This is a genomic window from Candidatus Villigracilis saccharophilus, from assembly GCF_016711665.1.
Window position 1 is genome coordinate 86,443 of the sequence record NZ_JADJSO010000059.1, and the last position, 18,415, is coordinate 104,857.

The window sequence follows — 18,415 nt, forward strand, 5'->3', positions numbered from 1 at the left end:
GGGAGATGCTGAGATGACTATTGAATTTGAAACACCCAAACCAATTGCACAGATCCAATTTGTGTTAAAGACCGTGGCGCAGGAAATGATGCGCTCACAGTCGCGTCACTTCGACGAGAACGAACACGAAATCCCGTTTAGCTATATCGAATTCATGCACACCGCCATGAAGTCCACTGGCGGCGGAAGCCTGACGCCGAAAGATGATAAACCAAAAGAAGGTGCTGAGAAGCGCCCGCCGATCGGGTATCAAACCCTCGCGGCTCAAATTGAAATGCTTGCGTGGGGCGATGTGGGTTTTTATCTCATCACCCCCGGCGGCGGACTTGGCGCAGCGGCTGTACAGGCGGCTGGTTCTCCTGAACAGCGTGCAAAATTCCTTGCGCGTTTTGCTGGTGAAAAACCAACCTTTGCCGCCATGTGTATGACCGAAGCGGGCGCTGGCTCAGACACATCCGCTATCCGCACGCGCGCTGTGCTGGATGAAGCGGCTCAGGAATGGGTCATCAATGGTGAGAAGATCTTCGTCACAGGTGGTGACAAATCTTTCACTGAATATGAGCAGTTTGGAAAAGGCTTTATCGTAGTCTGGGCATCCATTGACCCGACGGCTGGCCGCGCAGGCATGCGCGCGTTCGTTGTTGAATCTGGCACGAAGGGTGTGAGCATCGTCAAGCTGGAACATAAACTTGGAATCCGTGCCAGTGATACTGCTGTGATCTCTTTGGTTGATGTGCGTGTTCCTTACGACAACATCTTAGGCAATGCCACTGTCGAGAAGACCACAACAGGCTTCAAGGGAGCGATGGCTACTTTCGATGCGACTCGCCCTCTGGTAGCGGCATCAGGTATCGGCGTGGCAAGAGCCGCACTTGAATCGCTCAAAGAAAAATTGACCGAGCAGGGAGTCGAGATCCGTTATGGCCTTCCGCGCAATAAGCTGACATCCATCGAACGCGATGTGATCGATATGGAAATCCAATTGCGCTCTGCGTGGCTGTTGGTGCTCAAGGCGGTTTGGATGGCGGATAATAAAAAATCGAACGCCCTTGAATCGTCCATGAGCAAGGTGCGGGCGGGTGATATCGTCACAAAGATCACGCAGAAGGCTGTTGAGATCATGGGACCGCTGGGCTACAGCCGCGAGTTCCTGTTCGAGAAATGGTTCCGCGATGCGAAGATCACTGATATCTACGAAGGCACCGGGCAGATCAACCGTCTGGTTGTGGCGCGCCATATCCTTGGGTATAGCGGAAAAGAGTTGAGGTAAATATGAAATATCAGATCAACAAAGCAGTCGTGATCGGTTCTGGCACAATGGGTGCAGCGTTGGCGGCGCACCTTGCCAATGCAGGCGTGCCTGTCACGCTGTTGGATATCGTTCCAAAGGATGCGCCTGCTGGTGATAAAGCTGCGCGCAATAAGATCGTCAATGAAGGTTGGGACCGCTGTTTGAAAGCCAAGCCCGCCAACCTGATGGCTGCGGATTTGAAGACACTGGTTAAATTGGGAAATCTTGAAGATGATTTCGGCGTGATCGCCGAAGCAGATTGGGTCATCGAAGCCATCGTTGAAAACCTCAAGATCAAAGTGGATTTGATGACGCGCATTGATGAAATCCGCAAACCAACCACCATCATCAGTACCAATACTTCGGGCATTCCCGTCAAGGATATTGCGAATGGCCGTTCAGAGGGATTCAAGCAGCATTTCCTCGGCACACATTTCTTCAATCCGCCGCGCTATTTGAAATTGCTTGAGATCATTCCCACCGCCGATACATCTTCGGATGTGGTTGAGTTCATCAGTCACTTTGGCGAATATCGTTTGGGCAAAGGTGTTGTGCTGTGCAAGGATACGCCCAACTTCATAGGAAATCGCATGGCGTTTGGCACGGGCGCATTTGGATTGGATTTCATCATCAAGAATGGCTACACCGTGGATGAAGTCGACGCTCTTACTGGACCTTTGATGGGTCGGCCAAAAACAGCAACCTTCAGGCTGATAGATCTGGTCGGGCTGGACGTGTGGGATCACGTTGGACGCAATCTCGCGCCCTTGATTCCGCATGATACGCTGGGACAAAAATATCTGGCGGCTGAGAAACCCAATCAATTAATTGCGACGATGATCGAGCGCAAATGGCTGGGGAATAAAACCAAAGTCGGTTTCTATAAAGAATCTCGCGGTGCGGATGGCAAGAAAGAATTCTATTCACTTGACCTGAATACGCTTGAACACGTCGCGCCGACCAAGGTGCGCTTTGACTCTGTCAAGGCGGCGAAAGATGTCCCAGAATTGGGTGACAGGCTCAAGGTCATGTTGGGTGCGGATGATAAAGCGGCGACTCTTGTCAAAGCGTTGACTTATCAAAGTTTCCAATACGCATCCACGTTATTGCCTGAGATCGCAGATTCAGCCAAACCAATTGATGATGCAGTCCGTTGGGGATTCATGCACGAAGCAGGTCCGTTCGAGACTTGGGATATGCTCGGCGTGAAAGAAACAGTCGAACGCATGAATGCCGAAGGCTATCCAGCCGCAGAGTGGGTGGATGCGATGTTGAAGAATGGCTGTGAGACTTTCTATCAATACAAGGATGGCGTCAAAGTCGGCGTGTACGACGTTCAGAAAAAGAATTATGTTGAGATCAAAGTCCCTGCGGGAATGGTCTTGCTCAGTGATTTCAAACGTGCCAAAAAAGTAATCCACGAGAATGCTGGCGCGTCTTTATATGACATTGGTGATGGCGTCGCGCTGGTTGAATTCCATACCAAGATGAACGCGCTTGATGATGATATTTTTGAGATCACATCTGAAGCGCTCGACCGTGTTGAAAAAGATTTTGACGGCTTGGTGATCGGCAACGAAGCGGACAATTTCAGCGCAGGCGCGAATTTGTTCATGGTGGTGGTTGCGGCTCAACAGGGCATGTGGGACACGCTCGATGGCGCGATCCGCAAATTGCAGAACATGAACATGCGTATGCGTTACTTCCCCAAGCCTGTGGTTGTTGCGCCTGCAGGTCTTGCGCTCGGCGGCGGCTGTGAAGTGACGATGCACGCCAGCCGTGTGGTTGCGGCCTCTGAAACATATATCGGTCTGGTTGAACTTGGCGCGGGCGTTATCCCTGCGGGTGCGGGTACAAAAGAATTTATGCGGCGCATCGTCAACCCTGCCATGCGAACTGAAAATGCGGAAGTGTTGCCATATTTACAACGCGCCTTCCTGCAAATTGGACAGGCGAAAGTGGCCACGTCTGCAGAAGAAGCGCGGAGCATGGGAATCCTCGGTCCGCAGGATCGTATCATTCTAAATCGCGATCATTTGCTCACTGAGGCAAAGCGTGAGGTTTTGCACATGGCCGCCGCTGGTTATCGCCCGCCTGCGCCTGAGTTGATCTACGCTGCTGGACGTGACATGTATGGCGCGATGAAGATCGGCGCATGGTCGTTCAAGGAAGGCAAGTACATCACAGAGTATGATTCCCATATCGCCACCAAACTGGCGTATATCATGGCTGGCGGCGAGTTGACCAAGCCGCAATGGGTCTCGGAACAATATATACTTGACCTTGAGCGTGAAGCGTTCCTGTCCTTATGCGGTGAAGAGAAGACACAGGCAAGAATGTGGTCGTTGTTGCAGACAGGGAAACCTTTGAGGAACTAATGTTGTCAGGTTGGAAAGTTGGCAAGTTTGAAAGTTAACTTGTTAGCCATCTAGCTTGTAACAAGGAGAGATAATATGAAAGATGCTGTTATTGTTTCCGCAGTTAGAACGCCCGTTGGAAAAGCCAAACGTGGAGGACTTGCCACGGTTCGTCCTGACGAAATGGCTGCCACCACGATAAAAGAATTACTCAAGCGGACGCCGAATCTTGACCCCGCTGAAATTGAAGACGTGGTCCTCGGCTGTGCCTTCCCTGAAGGGGAGCAGGGCATGAACGTCGCCCGAATGATCGCGCTGCGCGCAGGCTTGCCTGATACTGTTCCCGCCGAAACGATTAATCGCTATTGTTCATCCGGCGTGCAATCCATTGCGCATATTGCACATGCCATCAAGTCAGGCGATATTGAGATCGGCATTGGCGGCGGCGTTGAATCCATGTCCATGGTGCCGATGATGGGTTATAAATTCTCGCCCAATCCGCACTTTGCAATGGATCTTCCGCACTACTACACCAACATGGGACTCACTGCTGAAAATGTCTCAGTCAAATATGGGATCAGCCGTGAAGACCAGGATGAATTCTCGTTCAAGAGTCACCAAAAAGCCGCCAAAGCTGTAACCTCAGGACTCTTTGATCCTGAATTGGTTTCAATTGATGTGGAAGTGACCGAACTCGATGCAGATGAGAAACTTGTCAAGAAAAACTTCACAGTGAAACGGGATGAAGGTCCGCGGGCAGATACAACTGTGGAAGCACTTGCCAAGCTAAAACCTGCTTTCAAAGAAGGTGGTGTGATCACAGCTGGAAACTCCTCACAAATGTCTGATGGCGCATCGGTTGTAATGGTCATGTCTTCAGATAAAGCCAGACAATTGGGACTTGAACCGTTGGCACGTTTTGTCGCATTCGCAGTTGGCGGAGTTCCGCCCGAGCTAATGGGAATTGGTCCGATCGCCGCCATTCCGAAGGCATTGAAGGTGGCTGGTTTATCCCTCAATGATATTGACCTGATAGAATTGAATGAAGCCTTCGCGGCACAGGGATTGGCGATCATGCGTACCTTGGAAATTGACGAAAGCAAAGTCAATGTCAACGGCGGCGCGATCGCCCTCGGACATCCGCTTGGCTGTACAGGCTCAAAGCTGACCACGCAGCTCATCTACGAAATGGGTCGCCGTAAATCCAAATATGGCATGGTGACCATGTGTATCGGCGGCGGAATGGGCGCGGCCGCGATCTTTGAAAATCTACAATAAAATTAATAAGGAGAAATAACAAATGGCACTCACAATTGCAGACCTCATGTCCAAAATGCCTGGAGCATTTATCCCTGAAAAAGCGGCGGGACTTGATGCCACCATCCAGTTCAAATTTACAGGCGCGGAACCAGGTGATTGGTACGCGACAGTCAAAGACGGGAAAGTGGAAGTTTCTCAAGGGGTTTTCGCCACACCCAAGATGACTCTAACCGCTGATTCTGCTGATTATGTCAAAATTTTCACTGGTGAAATTGATGGCATGCAGGCCTTCATGCAGGGTAAGCTGAAGCTGGCAGGCGATCTAAATCTTGCCATGAAGCTTACACAGATGTTCAAGATCAAATAAAAAGCTAGAAAGCAAACAGGTCAAAACTCGGAGGTCTGACAGACTTCCGAGTTTTGCTTCCCCATTTTTGGCAATTGCCATTAGAATTTGAACATTCTTTTTTCAGGAGTAGTAAACGTGGACTTTAGCTGGATATCACAACCCGAATCATGGATCGCACTTCTTACCCTCATCGTGCTTGAATTGGTATTGGGTGTGGATAACGTGATCTTTATTTCCATCCTCGCGGGCAAATTGCCGCAGGCTGATCAACAACGTGCGCGCCGCACGGGAATTATGCTGGCGGTGGTTACTCGTATTTTATTGCTGCTTTCACTATCCTGGGTCATCAGTCTTGAGGAAGCACTCTTCACCCTGCCTTATTTCGATATCGGTATTTCAGGCCGTGACCTGATCCTGCTGGTCGGCGGTCTTTTTCTGCTTTGGAAAAGCACGACTGAGATCCACGAAAAACTCGAGGGCAAGGAAGGCCATGCGACCGCAAAGGTCGGGGCAACCTTTATGAGCGTTATCATCCAGATCATGCTGCTGGATATAGTCTTCTCTCTTGATTCTGTTATCACTGCTGTAGGCATGGTTGATGAATTGATGATCATGATCATCGCGGTTGTTGTAGCTGCGGGAATTATGGTCTTCACGTCAGGACCGATCGGCGAATTTGTCGAGAAGCATCCAACAGTAAAAATGCTGGCGCTCAGTTTCCTGCTGATGATCGGCTTTACGCTGGTAGTGGAAGGGCTGCATCAGCATATTCCAAAGGGATATGTATACTTCGCAATGGGTTTCTCGATCTTTGTGGAAATGATCAACCTTCGTGTGCGTGACAGCCATACCAAACCTGTCAATTTGCGCGATGCGTATAAAGAAACGAAGGCTATTGGTCAACTTGAACCTGCGACTGTAGCTGCTGCAGTAAAAGTCGGCACAGCCGCAAAGCCAAAGAACAAGAAAAAAAGTGTAACAAAAAAGAAGTAGATAAAAAAGGACTTTGTTGTGAAAAACAAAGTCCTTTTTTATGCCATTCACGAAACTCGATGTACGCCCATCATGCTTGGCTGTGTAATGAGACCTTGTGTCATGATTCCTCTTTCTTCAAATGCCCACATGACCTCTGCTTTTGTTTGCTCTGCTTTGTCAGGAGCTACAAAAACAATAATGGATGGCCCTGCGCCTGATAAAGCCGCTGCGCCGAATCGTTTTGCGGTTTTGTAGGCAGACATTCCGCCGGCAATATGTTTTAAGCGATAAGGTTGATGAATACGGTCATCCATTACTTTTTGCAGAAGTTCAAGGTCGCCGCTTCGCAGTGCATCCACCACAAGAGTTGCCCGCCCAATGTTATACACTGCATCTGTGCGGGAAACTGATTTTGGCAAAACTGCGCGCGCGACACGTGTCGGCCAGTCAGCATTTGGTTTGACGATCACAATGGTGAATTCTGGGATCTCGTAACGGCGTGAAATAATTTCATCGCCCGCCAGGACCGAGGAAACCAGTCCGCCAAATAATGCAGGTGCGACATTATCGGGGTGGCCTTCCATTTCATTCGCCAGTTTTAATAATTCATTTTCATTCAATGGCCTGCCGAGCATTTCATTCGCGCCAAATAGACCAGCGACAATCGCCGCCGCGCTTGAACCAAGTCCGCTGCTCATAATGATCTCGTTATGTGCGCAGATTTTCAAACCAGACATTTTTTTTCCACATGTATCGTGCAAGAACGCAAAAGCCTTCGTTAGTAGATTTCTTGTGCCTTTATTTAACTTCTCTGAACCTTCACCTGTTACATGATATGTGAGCTTGTCGGCTGGTTCAAAAGTGACTTCATTCCAAATATTCAAGGCAAGACCCAGACAATCAAAGCCTGGGCCTAAATTGGCAGATGTGGCAGGGACTCGGATTTTTATCATGTGGACATTATATAATACCTGCGGCCACAAATTGTGTTTTTTATGCAATTTGTGGCCGCGATAGGTATACCGCACTCAGTCAAAAAATTGCGCTTTTTTTAGAAGGTGGAAAGCGCAATTTTTGACTGTGGGTATTATATAATCGCATCATTCTTTAACTTGGAGTTGACATGACCTATCAAGGCTTGATCCATCGCTATGGGCATTTGCTCGACCTGCCTGCCCACACACAGAACATTTCCCTGCTCGAAGGGAATACCCCGCTGATTCCCATGCCGCGTTTGGGAAAGGAATTTGGCTGTGAATTATTCGTCAAATTTGAGGGTTTGAATCCCACAGGCTCGTTCAAAGACCGCGGCATGACGGCCGCCATTAGCGAAGCTGTTGGGCGCGGGGCACAGACGGTGATATGTGCCTCTACAGGCAACACAGCCGCCTCTGCTGCGGCGTATGCGTCCCGTGCGGGGCTGCGCTCGATTGTGTTGATTCCTGAGGGCAAGGTGGCTGCGGGCAAGTTGGCAGGCGCAATCGCTTACGGCGCGGAAGTCATCCAGATCCAAGGCTCATTTGATGATGCGCTATCGCTGGTTGTGGAGATCACGCAGAAGACGCCGATCGCATTGGTCAACTCGATCAATCCGTATCGAGTTGAGGGACAAAAGACCGCAGCCTTTGAGATTTGCGATGTGTTAGACAATGCGCCTGACTGGTTATGTCTGCCAGTTGGAAATGCGGGCAACATCACGTCCTATTGGGCGGGATTCAAGCAGTATCAAAAAGGATTGCCGCAAGTGTTGGGTGTTCAGGCCGCAGGGTCTGCTCCGCTGGTGTTGGGACATCCTGTTGACAACCCTGAGACGATCGCGACAGCCATTCGCATTGGCAGACCCGCGCGCGGGGAGCAGGCACTTGAAGCTGCCCAACAATCCAATGGCAGGATCATCGCAGTTTCAGATGCGGAAATATTGTCAGCGCAGAAAATTCTTGCAAGCGAAGGGGTTTGGGTGGAACCTGCTTCAGCGGCAGGACTTGCTGGTTTGATCGCAGAATCAGCTGTCGGCAAGTTTGATGCGCGCGGAAAGAGAATTGTCGTGGTCTGCACAGGACATGGGTTAAAGGATCCGTCCATCATCACCGAGTCATTTACATCCCCAAAAATTATCCCCGCGAATTACGAAGCGTTGATTTCGCTTGTTGGCTGATAGGTGTGTATAATGCATCTGGTAATTCAATCCAACTTTTAGGAGAAATAATTATGGACAATAAAGTTTTGCAAGTGATCGCCGCTCTGCTCGTTCCACCCCTTGCTGTTTATATGAAGAACCGCAAGTTTGATGGAACTTTTTGGCTCAATATCGTTTTGACGATGATGTTCGACGTTCCTGGTGTGCTTCACGCGTTATATGTTGTTTTGAAATAATAAAGTTTTTTGAGGACAGCCGCCCTGATTTTCAGGGCGGCTTTTATTTAAATTGCCTTGAATATCCTACTTGACAGTCTTCATTGACGAATGGATAATACCCCCGCCATGACATCCACTTCATTTCCTCTTGTTGTTGACAATTTATCCTTTCGCTATCGTGACCGCCAGGGGGCGGCGATCCATAATCTTTCATTCACCGCCAACCCCGGTGAAGTTCTTTTAATTGCAGGTGCAAGCGGATGCGGTAAGACCACGCTCGTGCGCTGTATTAATGGGTTGATTCCGCGTTCGTATAAAGGGGAAATGAGTGGAAAGATTCTGGTTTTTGGCGAGGAAGTCAAAGATTGGAAGCTTTCTCAAATTTCTCAAAAGATCGGGACGGTACTTCAAGACCCTGAGCGCCAGATCCTCGGAACCAAAGTGGTGAACGAGGTTGCGTTCGGTCTTGAGAATCTTGGAATGCCGCGCGAGGAAATATACGCTCGTGTGGATGAAGCGCTTAACTTTTTGAAAATTCCACATCTGCGCGGCCGCGAAACGTTCAGTCTTTCTGGCGGCGAAAAACAAAAAGTGGCCTTGGCGGGGATTCTTGCGATGCGCCCGTCCATTGTGCTGTTGGATGAGCCGCTCGCGAGCCTTGACCCTGCCTCTGCACAGGATACCCTGGATGCGGTACGTTTGCTGGCCGATCAAGGTCTGTCCATTTTGATGGTTGAACATCGCGTTGAAGATGTTTTGCGCATCAAGCCTGAGCGCGTGATGTTCATGAGCGAAGGTGAGATACGTTACCTTGGAGACGTATCGGGGTTATCAAAAGTAGTGAATTATCGCGAGGTGAAATTGCCCGCGGAAGATATCGTCGAGCGCGCGAAGTTGGACCCGCCTCCAGTGGAGATAAAGGTTCTTCCCGGAGTGACCAGCTCACAGTTAAATCAGGATGCGCTTGTCAAGTTTGAGAATGTCGCGTTTGGATATGAATCCGAAGTTGAGATCCTGCATGGGATCGATCTTCAAATCAATCGCGGTGATGTGATCGCAGTGCTGGGTCCGAATGGCGCTGGTAAAACTACTTTTGTAAAACATGCCATCGGTTTGTTAAAGCCGAAGTCTGGCAGGGTTTTAGTGGGTGGCCGCGATACGCGTGAAGCAAGCGTCGCGGAGATCGCAAGTATGTTGGGGTATGTGTTTCAAAGTCCGAGCCATATGTTGTTTGCGCCGACGGTTCGTGAGGAACTGGCGTTTGGTCCAACGAACATGAAACACACAAAGGAACAAATCGAGCTGGAGGTGAAAGAGGCGCTAAAGATCGTTAACCTGATTGAAAAAGAGAAAGACCCGCCGCTGGCGCTTTCATTCGGCCAGCAGAAGCGCGTGAGCATTGCGGCCATTCTTGCAATGCGTTCGCGTATCCTTGTGATGGATGAGCCGACCGCCGGGCAGGATTATCAGAATTACATGAACTTCATGGATTCGATCTTGCAAATGCCCGCTTTTGAAGCCATCATTTTTATCACGCACGATGTTGACCTCGCGGCAATTTACGCCAATCGTGTTTTGATCATTTCAGATGGACGACTCATTGCTGATGGCAAACCGCAGGATGTGCTCCGCGACTTTGATCGACTCAAAGCCAACCGCATCATTCCGACCTCGTTGCTGGCTCTCAACCTCAAGCGACTCGGCACGACGGGGCGCTTCATGAGAGCCGAAGCATTGGCACATATTTAAAACTCTGGAGTGAAATGGCTTGCCGTTTCACTAGCGACGGCAAGCAGTCCAGAAAAAAAATACAAAAAGGAGAGAGTAAGATGGATAAGAAATTCACCAATGTATTAATTTCATTAGTTGTAGTACTTGCCTTGTTTGCTGTTGTTATGTTCGTGCTTGGCGCAGGAGAACCTGCTGAAGGAGCTTTGTTTAACTTCTCAGTGGATCAGGCTAGTGTGGTTTCCCGCTTTGTGTTTGTTGTGGTCGGCATCGCCATTGCGTTCGGCGTGTACTTTGCCACACAAGCCAACAAAGCCTGGGAAGTTGGAACACGCGAAGTAGTGTGGATGGCCATCGGTGCGGCGTTGTATGCTGTGTTCTCATGGCTGTTCAATGGCACCGTATTTGTTGTGCCTTCCGCGAGTCAGGTTGCGCTTCGTCCCGCAATCGCAATTCCCATGTTTTTCGGTTTTGCCTTTGGTCCTGTTGTTGGATTCTTCACCGGCGCAGTAGGCAACATGTTCGGCGACGCGCTCACGGGCTTTGGGCTTTCTCCGCAATGGAGCATTGGCAACGGCTTGATCGGCTTTGTCTCTGGCATGTGGATGCTGTTCTCAGACAAGAAGAAAAGCATGGACACCGTGCTTTATATCAGCGGCGCATTGGCTGTCATTACCGCGTTGCTGTACTTCTTGAATCGGACTGCCCAACATGCTTTATTCTTTGATGTGGATAACGGCATTTTCGGCGACGCGCAAATTTCGCTCTTCGCAGGCATTGCGATCCTGATTGGCTTTGCGCTGGTTTTTGGTGTGCGTTATTTCTTCAAGAGTGAAGATGTCGCCACGGCTGTAACTTGGGCTATGCTTGGCAATATCGTTGGGCTTCTCTTTGCCTCACTTTCTGACATGGTCATCAACGGCTTTAGCCTTCCTGCCGCCATTGTAGGTGAATTCCTTCCTGCGGCTGGTCCCAACCTGATCTTTGCCGCCATCCTCGTGCCGATGCTGGTTGTTGCCTACGCATCCACCCGCAGACAGTCTGGTCGTTAGTTTAATTAAAAGACCCTAAAGGTTTCAAAAACCTTTAGGGTCTTCATCATTATGGTGAATCATGCTTGTTGCCTGGCGTTATCGTAAACGTGAAAATTCCTTCATCCAAAGTTTTGATCCGCGTGCGTGGGTTAGATTTTATTTGTGTTGTTTTGTTTCCACGCTTTCATTTTGGGACGTGCGCTTTTTGCTCCCGTTTCTGGCGATCGCGATCTTTGTCTTACTTACATCTGGCGTGAAGTGGCATGAGATACGCCGCGCGTTTTTGTTTATCGTCGGCTTTGTTTTCTTCTTTTCCCTTCTCACGTTTCTTACAGGCCGCGGTGGGTCTGAGGTGTACAAGCAGGAACATCTTATCCGCGAGTTTAGGGCTTCGTTTTCCATTTTGGGTTGGACACCTGTTTTGAAGGTGACAGTGGAACGTGCCTTCTATGCGGTTAGTCAACTTGTGCGTTATGCCAGTATTGCCTTGATGACAATTTTGATTCCGTACTCGCTCAACCCTGCTCATTACGGGATCACTTTCAAAGGGCTGGGACTCCCCGATAAATTTGCCTACGCCATGGACCTGACCATGCGTTTCATTCCGACCTTTGGCAGGGATTTCCAACTGACGATGGATGCTCAACGCGCGCGCGGCTACGAACTCGAGAAGATCAGCGGTGGTTTGATCGCACAAATACGGAAATTAGGCCCCATTTTTGTGCCTGTGACCATTCATGCGATTATCAGCAGCGAAGATATTATTGACGCGATGGATCTGCGCGCCTTTGGCGTTGGTCCGCGCACGTGGCTGGATGTGCTGACCTATCAGACGCGGGATCGAGTTTTGACCGCAGTGGGTGTGGCGATATTGATTACTTCGATTGTTTTGGCTTTTATGGGGTTAGGTAAGTTTTGGGTGCCAGAAGCTTTGATGGGAATGTTCTAGTCAAGTGTTGGTAGGAAAACACCAACCTCGCAACGACATGTTAAATAAAAAATCCGCCGTGCTGAACGGCGGATTTTGCTTAATGATGTGAGTGTGTTTCCCCGGCGGTCACCCTGAAATCCAGGTGATTTTGCTCGGGGGCGAAGACGCAGGTGGCAAAATCTGTGAAGGCGCAGGGCGGACAATAGGCTTTGTTGAAGTCAATGAATATTTTGCCATCGGCTTCAACATCTGCTACAAGGTAGCGTCCGGTGGGGTAGGTATTTTCCTTGCTGGTTGGGTCTGAGAAGCGAATAAAAAGAGTGCCATCATCTTCTTTATTGATGTCCAGTTGATATTCCTTTTGATTGAATTCAAAGGATAAATAACCATCCACTGGAAATTCAGATCTCTCACCTGCCACATCTGGGAAGTAGGACATCTTGGGGCGGTCGTAGGCGGTGTATGCCGCAGGGACGCGAAATTTTTCATCGATGTCGAACCAGGTGCGGGCGGGGAAAGACCGTCGCTCTTCGCGCTGATTATCCCAAATGCGTACACCAACCTTGTTTCCGCGCTGAATGACAACGAGCTGGACATCCTGTAAATTTATATAGCTTGGGTTTTCGGAGATGTCTGGTTGTAAAACTGCAAAATCGGTCTCTGTGCCGTTGACGTTTATTTTCTGTGCAGTGGGAGTGCGCAGGGAGACAGATTTGCCGTTGTATTCAAGATATCCAATATTGGAGGGGATGCGTTCTGGCAGTACGATCTCAGATTTTGGATCTGAGCCAAGTTGATTCTTTCCAAGTTTTAGCCAGTAGAGGCCAGCGAGTGCGAGCCATCCATTTTCCTTGCGGATGGTTTCGTTTCGTTCCTTGCGCCATTCGTTGATGGATTGCTGGTATGTGTTGTTTGCCATGCTGGAATTATACCTGTACTAAAAAGACTTCGGAAGTCTCGTTAAAAAAGAGACCCGCCTTCACAAGGCGGGTCTATAATCAATTTAGTTTTAACCAACGATTGGTGTAGCGAAATAAGAGAACAGTCCGATGATCAGGGTGATGATGGAAAATAGTGAGAAGAATGCACGCAGGTTGCTTTCTTCCTTGTTGATGGATGCCCAGCCCGCAAAGGCAAGCCCAATTGCCATGATTGTCAGTACCAGTTGAAGGTGATCACCACGCTCGTTCCAGTCTGTTGCGAGAATAAAACTAGCCTCTGAACTTTCAAATAACTCAGCGGATGTGGCTGACATTTCTTCGTAATATTGATCGTCCCAGACCGTGTTAGGGTCGCGGGCAATGGCGTCCTGCAATTGTTGCGAGAAATTAAACTGGTAATAGTCTGCTGCTTCAAGATTTGTATCTTGATTTATATACCAGTTATCATAGTAATTGTAGTCCTGTGAAATATTTTGGTTTTCCGTGAGATATTCCGCATTGCCGTCATTCAGTGCTTGCATACCTTGGATCTCGGCGTCATTCTGGTTGCCATCTGATAAAGCGCCCTGAAAGCTGGCTATGGCTGTAAAAATACTTAATACGGTGATCAACATGCCGAGTAGTATCTCATTACCCAAAAAAATAACAACTTTCTTCATTTCTATTTCTCTCCTCGTAATAATCAAAATCAGTCAAAAGACTGTGCGGGCGAAACTATAACAGAATTTGGGGATTGTAGGTTTACATTTTTGTTATAAAATGGTGATAGTTTATAAGTCCAATACACAGTTCACCAAGGAGAGAAATATGGGATTAAAGCCTGACCACTGGATCCGCAAGATGGCGCACGAACAAAAGATGATCGAACCTTTCGTGGAAAATCAAGTCCGCGAAGGTGTGATCTCCTACGGCGTCTCATCGTACGGATATGATGTGCGTGTTGCAAATGAGTTTAAGATTTTTACGAACGTTTTCTCGGCGACGGTTGATCCGAAAAACTTTGACACAAAATCCATGGTGGATTTTGTCGGGGATGTGTGTGTGGTCCCGCCGAATTCGTTTGCTCTGGCGCGCACAATTGAATATTTTCGAATTCCGCGCAAGGTGTTGACGATCTGTCTGGGGAAGTCCACTTACGCGAGGTGCGGGATCATTGTCAACGTGACGCCGTTTGAGCCTGAGTGGGAGGGATTTGTGACCCTTGAAATTTCAAATACCACTCCGTTGCCAGCGAAGATCTATGCCAATGAAGGGCTGGCACAAGTTCTTTTCTTCGAGGCTGATGAAGAATGCGATACTTCTTATGCAGATAAAAAGGGGAAGTATCAATACCAACAATCGATTGTTTTGCCCAAGTTGTAATGAAAAAGAGCTGCTTCGCAAAGAGGCAGCTCTTTTTCAAACACAAAAATCATTTGGACGCAGATCAACGCTGATTCACGCTGAAAAAATCCGCGTTTTCTGCGTTCATCTGCGTCCTGATTGTACGTTTTGGAAAAAGATGTGTTGAATGGATGGCTTATGTAAAATCAGCGCAAGAATGAACATGGACAGGGCGATCCACAATAACGCGGGAGGATCAAGAATAACACCTGAGATCAGACCTGCCGCCAATAAGTAAAAATGAGACAGGAACGGAACCCACAACGCCAAAGGATCAACCTCAGTCTGGTAAAAGCGCGGACGTGAGACGATCACAATAAATAGAGCGCTGAGCAATACCGGGGCTATCGTCAGCGTGTGATAATCAAACGGGATAATATAAGTAATGAATGCATTGGTGAACAAAACACAGGCTAATCCAACAACGATGCCAGATAAGGGAGCAAGCCATTTTCCGATCCAGTCACTGCGGAGCGCAACCAGCCGATAGCCAAGCGAGAAGGATGAAACCACCCAGAACCACGCCCAAAAGTTGGCATAAGGCACGCCGAAATATTGGAACTTCAAGCCTTGTCCCCAATCCCAAAAGCCGAGGCGGATGGCAATGGTATCCATCGCCAGATCAATATTCAGCGCGAGCAGACCGTCAAGAACGGGGCGGGTGAAATAGGGCAGGGTGCTTCCATCTGAAAATTCCATCACAGCGTAGATGATGCAGCTCCACGCCACGCCAATGCATAGCGGAACATCCAGCACCATCAACATGAATTGACCATATTGATACGCGTTCAACTGACGGATGGTGGCAAGTTCAAGTAAAACCCCGAATGCGATACCAGCAAATAGTTTAAGCAGATTGGCTGTGCCATGCTTTATTGCGTGGCGCAGACACAGCGCAAATTGAATATAGATGACGATTTCAAAAAGAATGAAGTATGTGTTCGGCATAGCTGCTAAACGCCCAGCCAGTCGCCTGCCATTTTTGCCAATCCCGCCGCCGCGCCTTGACGCGCCGTACATTGCGGAAGTGATTCCAAAAATAATTTTCCGTATTGCTTTGTCAGCACACGCCTGTCAAAGATCGCGACAATGCCACGGTCAGATGCGGAGCGGATCAGGCGGCCAAATCCCTGGCGGAATTTTAGAATCGATTCGGGTAGATAATATTCGTTGAAGGAATCCTCATACAGTTCGGAGCGAGCCGCAATGATCGGGTCGGAGGGGACTCCAAACGGGAGCTTGGTGATAACAACAACGGAGAGTGAATCACCCGGTACATCCACGCCTTCCCAGAAGGAACGTGTGCCAAGCAGCACAGCCCGCTCAGTGGACTTGAACGATTCAAGCAACGCGTTTGGTGACGCGCCTTCGCCCTGTTCAAAGACGAAGATATCCTCACGCCCCAGCGGACCGGTAATGGCTTGCGCCGTTTTCTTAAGCGCCGCATAAGATGTGAACAATACGAGCATTCGTCCGCCGGTGGCTTTGGCAGTGGTGATAATGGCGCGGTCAAGCGCCTGCTGATAGCCTTGCGCATTCGGCTCTGGGATGTCATTGGCGACATAAAGCAAAGTGCTTGATTCGTAATCAAATGGTGAGCCGAGTGCGAGTGTGTCCACTTCATCAGCAGAGAGTGTATTGCGCAGATAACGAAACTCTCCATGTGTGGTCAGCGTAGCCGATGCCATGATGACTGCGGCTTTTTTATGCCATAAGTGTTCCTGCACCAGCGGACCAACGCGCAGCGGCGCGGCATTGAGCGAGAGTCTCTCGCCGCGCGGATTAACTTCGACCCAGTAGATCGAATCATTGGACGGTTTGTGCATCATGCCTGAAGATGCGGCTTCGGCTTCGCCCATGCGACGCATCAGATTGCTCAGGGTTCCCATCACATCCTGTACGTTCTCGTGACCTTCCGCGTAGACATCACCCAGCGCTTTATAAATTTCATCGAGAGTCTTCATCAGCAAGCCCATCGTCTCGCTGATCTGACTCCACATGATCTCAACATCGTCCCAGCCGGGCATGGTGCGTGTGGAAGGGATCACGCGCATTTGCCACGAGTAATTGCTGACAGGTTGTCCCTCGCGCTGACGCGCAATGAAGTCACCCAATACTTTGAAAAATTCGTGCGTAATTTGTTCGAGGCGAAATGCCTGGTCGGTGGCATGTTTTGCTTTTTGTTGAAGCAGTCCAAAGTCAGAGGGGCGAAGCGCGTCGTGAGTTTCTGTCAGCATTCTGCCGAGCAAGCCCGCAGACGATCCGCCCAATTCTTTTAGCATCCGCTCCAGATCATTTTGAGTCATGCGGAACGAGAGCGCGCCAGTCACGGCATTTTCCATGTGATGCGCTTCATCCACGATCACGTAATCGTATTCAGGCAAAACCTTGCTGCCCGTGGAAACATCCGATAGCAGGAGCGCGTGATTGACGATCAACAAATGCGAACTCAGCGCGGCTTGTTTGGCGCGATGGAACGGGCACGTACCGCTCATTCGTCCGAGGCAGGTTTCGGTTGTGCAATTGTCATCTTCTGCCGAGAGCCTGCCCCACACTTCGCGTTCGATCGGGCCGGTCAGGTTTAATTCGTTTCTGTCGCCGCTGTTATTGTCCAACTTCCAAACGATGATCTTGGCCAGCACGCGCATTTCGTTCGCGTCCTTCGGGCCGTGTGTGCGCATAAATTGCAGTCTGCGCGGACAAAGATAATTCGAGCGGCCTTTGAGCACAGCGGCGCGCACATCCAAATTCAACGCGGCTTGCAGATCGGGAATATCTTTTTTGATGAGTTGATCTTGCAGGTTGATGGTGTTGGTGGATACGACCACACGGGTATTGTTCTGGACTGCGAACATGGCCGCCGGCACAAGATACGCAAACGATTTACCAACACCGGTTCCAGCCTCGACGAGGAGATGGTTGCCGTTTGAAAGGGCATTGGTCACAGCTTTGAGCATGTCCACCTGTTCGGGGCGATGCTCGTAAGATTCAAAGTATTGCGCAAACGGTCCGCCGTACTCCAGAACAGATGCGGCCTCTTCTGGGTCAAGCGGAGTTGGCTCTTCGTTCTTCTCAATCGGAGAAAAATCTTTTTTCGCTGAATCAAATTTCGGCTTTGGAATTGAAGCGCTCGTAGTCGATTTGGATTTGATCCCTTCTTTGGCGCGCGCTTGAAGTGCCTGCTCAAATGCCCAGCCCGCATCCCAATCCACAAAGTTGCTAAGCTCTACGATCTCCTGCAAAACTTCCAGCGGAAGTTCCCTGGCGATATCGAGCAGGCGCACATACGCGGCTTGCGTAACACGCGCATCATCGAGCGCGCGGTGTGTGGCAGGCAGTGGAATGTTTAACTGTTGGCCAAGCGATCCGAGATTGTAGCGGCTGGCAGTCGGCATCAACACGGATGCGAGTTCGTAGGTGTCGATGGTTTGATGATATGGAAATAATCCCGCCTTGCGCAGAAAACCAATGTCAAATTTGACGTTGTGACCGAGAATGGGCGCATCACCGACAAAGGCTAAAAGTTCCTGCTTAATATCAATCAGGCGCGGAGCCTGACGCACCATCGCGTTGTCGATGCCGGTTAGCCCGGTAATGAATTCGGGAATCGCCTTGCCCGGATTGATGAGTGTCGAGAATTCATCTTCCACGCGGCGGCCATTGAATTTAACAGCGGCAATTTCAATAATGGCTTCACGGTTTTCGTCGAGGCCGGTAGTTTCTATGTCAATTGAAACAATGGATTTCATATTGCAGGGTATCTCGTAATTACTAAATTTAGAATTTGATTTTTGGTGATTTCAAATATAGA

General features: G+C 49.4%; 16 protein-coding genes. 11 read left to right on the top strand and 5 right to left on the bottom strand.

Annotated elements, in window-relative coordinates; translation table 11 throughout:
- Window positions 1-13: 13 nt before the first annotated feature.
- The 5 genes from IPL17_RS18965 (at window position 14) to IPL17_RS18985 (ending at window position 6,250) form a co-directional block, all read left to right on the top strand.
- Window positions 14-1,270 carry an acyl-CoA dehydrogenase family protein gene (locus IPL17_RS18965; protein WP_345308650.1) on the top strand — a complete coding sequence of 419 codons (1,257 nt, stop codon included), beginning with the start codon at window positions 14-16 and terminating at the stop codon, window positions 1,268-1,270.
- Window positions 1,271-1,272: 2 nt separating this feature from the next.
- The gene (locus IPL17_RS18970) at window positions 1,273-3,669 is read left to right on the top strand and encodes a 3-hydroxyacyl-CoA dehydrogenase/enoyl-CoA hydratase family protein (protein WP_345308651.1); all 2,397 of its coding nucleotides are present in this window, start codon (window positions 1,273-1,275) and stop codon (window positions 3,667-3,669) included.
- Window positions 3,670-3,744: 75 nt separating this feature from the next.
- On the top strand, window positions 3,745-4,926 hold the full coding sequence (locus IPL17_RS18975; RefSeq protein WP_345308652.1) for an acetyl-CoA C-acyltransferase: 1,182 nt from the start codon (window positions 3,745-3,747) through the stop codon (window positions 4,924-4,926).
- Window positions 4,927-4,948: 22 nt separating this feature from the next.
- Complete coding sequence (locus IPL17_RS18980) at window positions 4,949-5,275, top strand: SCP2 sterol-binding domain-containing protein (protein WP_345308653.1); 327 nt, start codon at window positions 4,949-4,951, stop codon at window positions 5,273-5,275.
- 117 nt (window positions 5,276-5,392) lie between these two features.
- Window positions 5,393-6,250 (top strand): TerC family protein, encoded by an 858-nt coding sequence (locus tag IPL17_RS18985; protein WP_345308654.1) that lies wholly within the window; start codon window positions 5,393-5,395, stop codon window positions 6,248-6,250.
- Between the two features lie 47 nt (window positions 6,251-6,297).
- On the opposite strand, the gene thrB is transcribed toward IPL17_RS18985, so the two are convergent.
- Window positions 6,298-7,185, bottom strand: a complete 888-nt coding sequence (gene thrB / locus IPL17_RS18990) for a homoserine kinase (protein WP_345308655.1) — start codon at window positions 7,183-7,185, stop codon at window positions 6,298-6,300.
- Window positions 7,186-7,355: 170 nt separating this feature from the next.
- Between thrB and thrC the strand changes: the two genes are divergently transcribed.
- From thrC to IPL17_RS19015, 5 genes are all read left to right on the top strand, one after another.
- Window positions 7,356-8,387: a threonine synthase gene (gene thrC, locus IPL17_RS18995; RefSeq protein ID WP_345308656.1), complete on the top strand. Its 1,032-nt coding sequence runs from the start codon at window positions 7,356-7,358 to the stop codon at window positions 8,385-8,387.
- A 53-nt stretch (window positions 8,388-8,440) separates the two neighbouring features.
- The gene (locus tag IPL17_RS19000) at window positions 8,441-8,605 is read left to right on the top strand and encodes a YqaE/Pmp3 family membrane protein (protein ID WP_345308657.1); all 165 of its coding nucleotides are present in this window, start codon (window positions 8,441-8,443) and stop codon (window positions 8,603-8,605) included.
- A 108-nt stretch (window positions 8,606-8,713) separates the two neighbouring features.
- Window positions 8,714-10,336: an ABC transporter ATP-binding protein gene (locus tag IPL17_RS19005; RefSeq protein ID WP_345308658.1), complete on the top strand. Its 1,623-nt coding sequence runs from the start codon at window positions 8,714-8,716 to the stop codon at window positions 10,334-10,336.
- An 80-nt stretch (window positions 10,337-10,416) separates the two neighbouring features.
- Window positions 10,417-11,367, top strand: a complete 951-nt coding sequence (locus tag IPL17_RS19010; RefSeq protein ID WP_345308659.1) for an ECF transporter S component — start codon at window positions 10,417-10,419, stop codon at window positions 11,365-11,367.
- A gap of 61 nt (window positions 11,368-11,428) precedes the next feature.
- Window positions 11,429-12,298, top strand: a complete 870-nt coding sequence (locus tag IPL17_RS19015) for an energy-coupling factor transporter transmembrane component T (protein WP_345308660.1) — start codon at window positions 11,429-11,431, stop codon at window positions 12,296-12,298.
- A 79-nt stretch (window positions 12,299-12,377) separates the two neighbouring features.
- Here IPL17_RS19015 and IPL17_RS19020 read toward each other — a convergent pair whose 3' ends face one another.
- Both IPL17_RS19020 and IPL17_RS19025 read right to left on the bottom strand, forming a co-directional pair.
- The gene (locus IPL17_RS19020; protein ID WP_345308661.1) at window positions 12,378-13,199 is read right to left on the bottom strand and encodes a DUF1684 domain-containing protein; all 822 of its coding nucleotides are present in this window, start codon (window positions 13,197-13,199) and stop codon (window positions 12,378-12,380) included.
- A gap of 90 nt (window positions 13,200-13,289) precedes the next feature.
- A complete protein-coding gene (locus tag IPL17_RS19025; RefSeq protein WP_345308662.1) occupies window positions 13,290-13,880 on the bottom strand; it encodes a hypothetical protein in 591 nt (196 codons plus the stop codon).
- 148 nt (window positions 13,881-14,028) lie between these two features.
- Between IPL17_RS19025 and dcd the strand changes: the two genes are divergently transcribed.
- Complete coding sequence (gene dcd / locus IPL17_RS19030; protein WP_345308663.1) at window positions 14,029-14,583, top strand: dCTP deaminase; 555 nt, start codon at window positions 14,029-14,031, stop codon at window positions 14,581-14,583.
- A 105-nt stretch (window positions 14,584-14,688) separates the two neighbouring features.
- Here the strand turns inward: dcd and IPL17_RS19035 are convergent, their stop codons facing one another.
- Complete coding sequence (locus IPL17_RS19035) at window positions 14,689-15,552, bottom strand: carotenoid biosynthesis protein (RefSeq protein ID WP_345308664.1); 864 nt, start codon at window positions 15,550-15,552, stop codon at window positions 14,689-14,691.
- Window positions 15,553-15,557: 5 nt separating this feature from the next.
- Entirely contained in the window at window positions 15,558-18,353 is a 2,796-nt protein-coding gene (locus IPL17_RS19040) for a helicase C-terminal domain-containing protein (protein WP_345308665.1), read from the bottom strand.
- Between the last annotated feature and the right edge of the window lie 62 nt (window positions 18,354-18,415).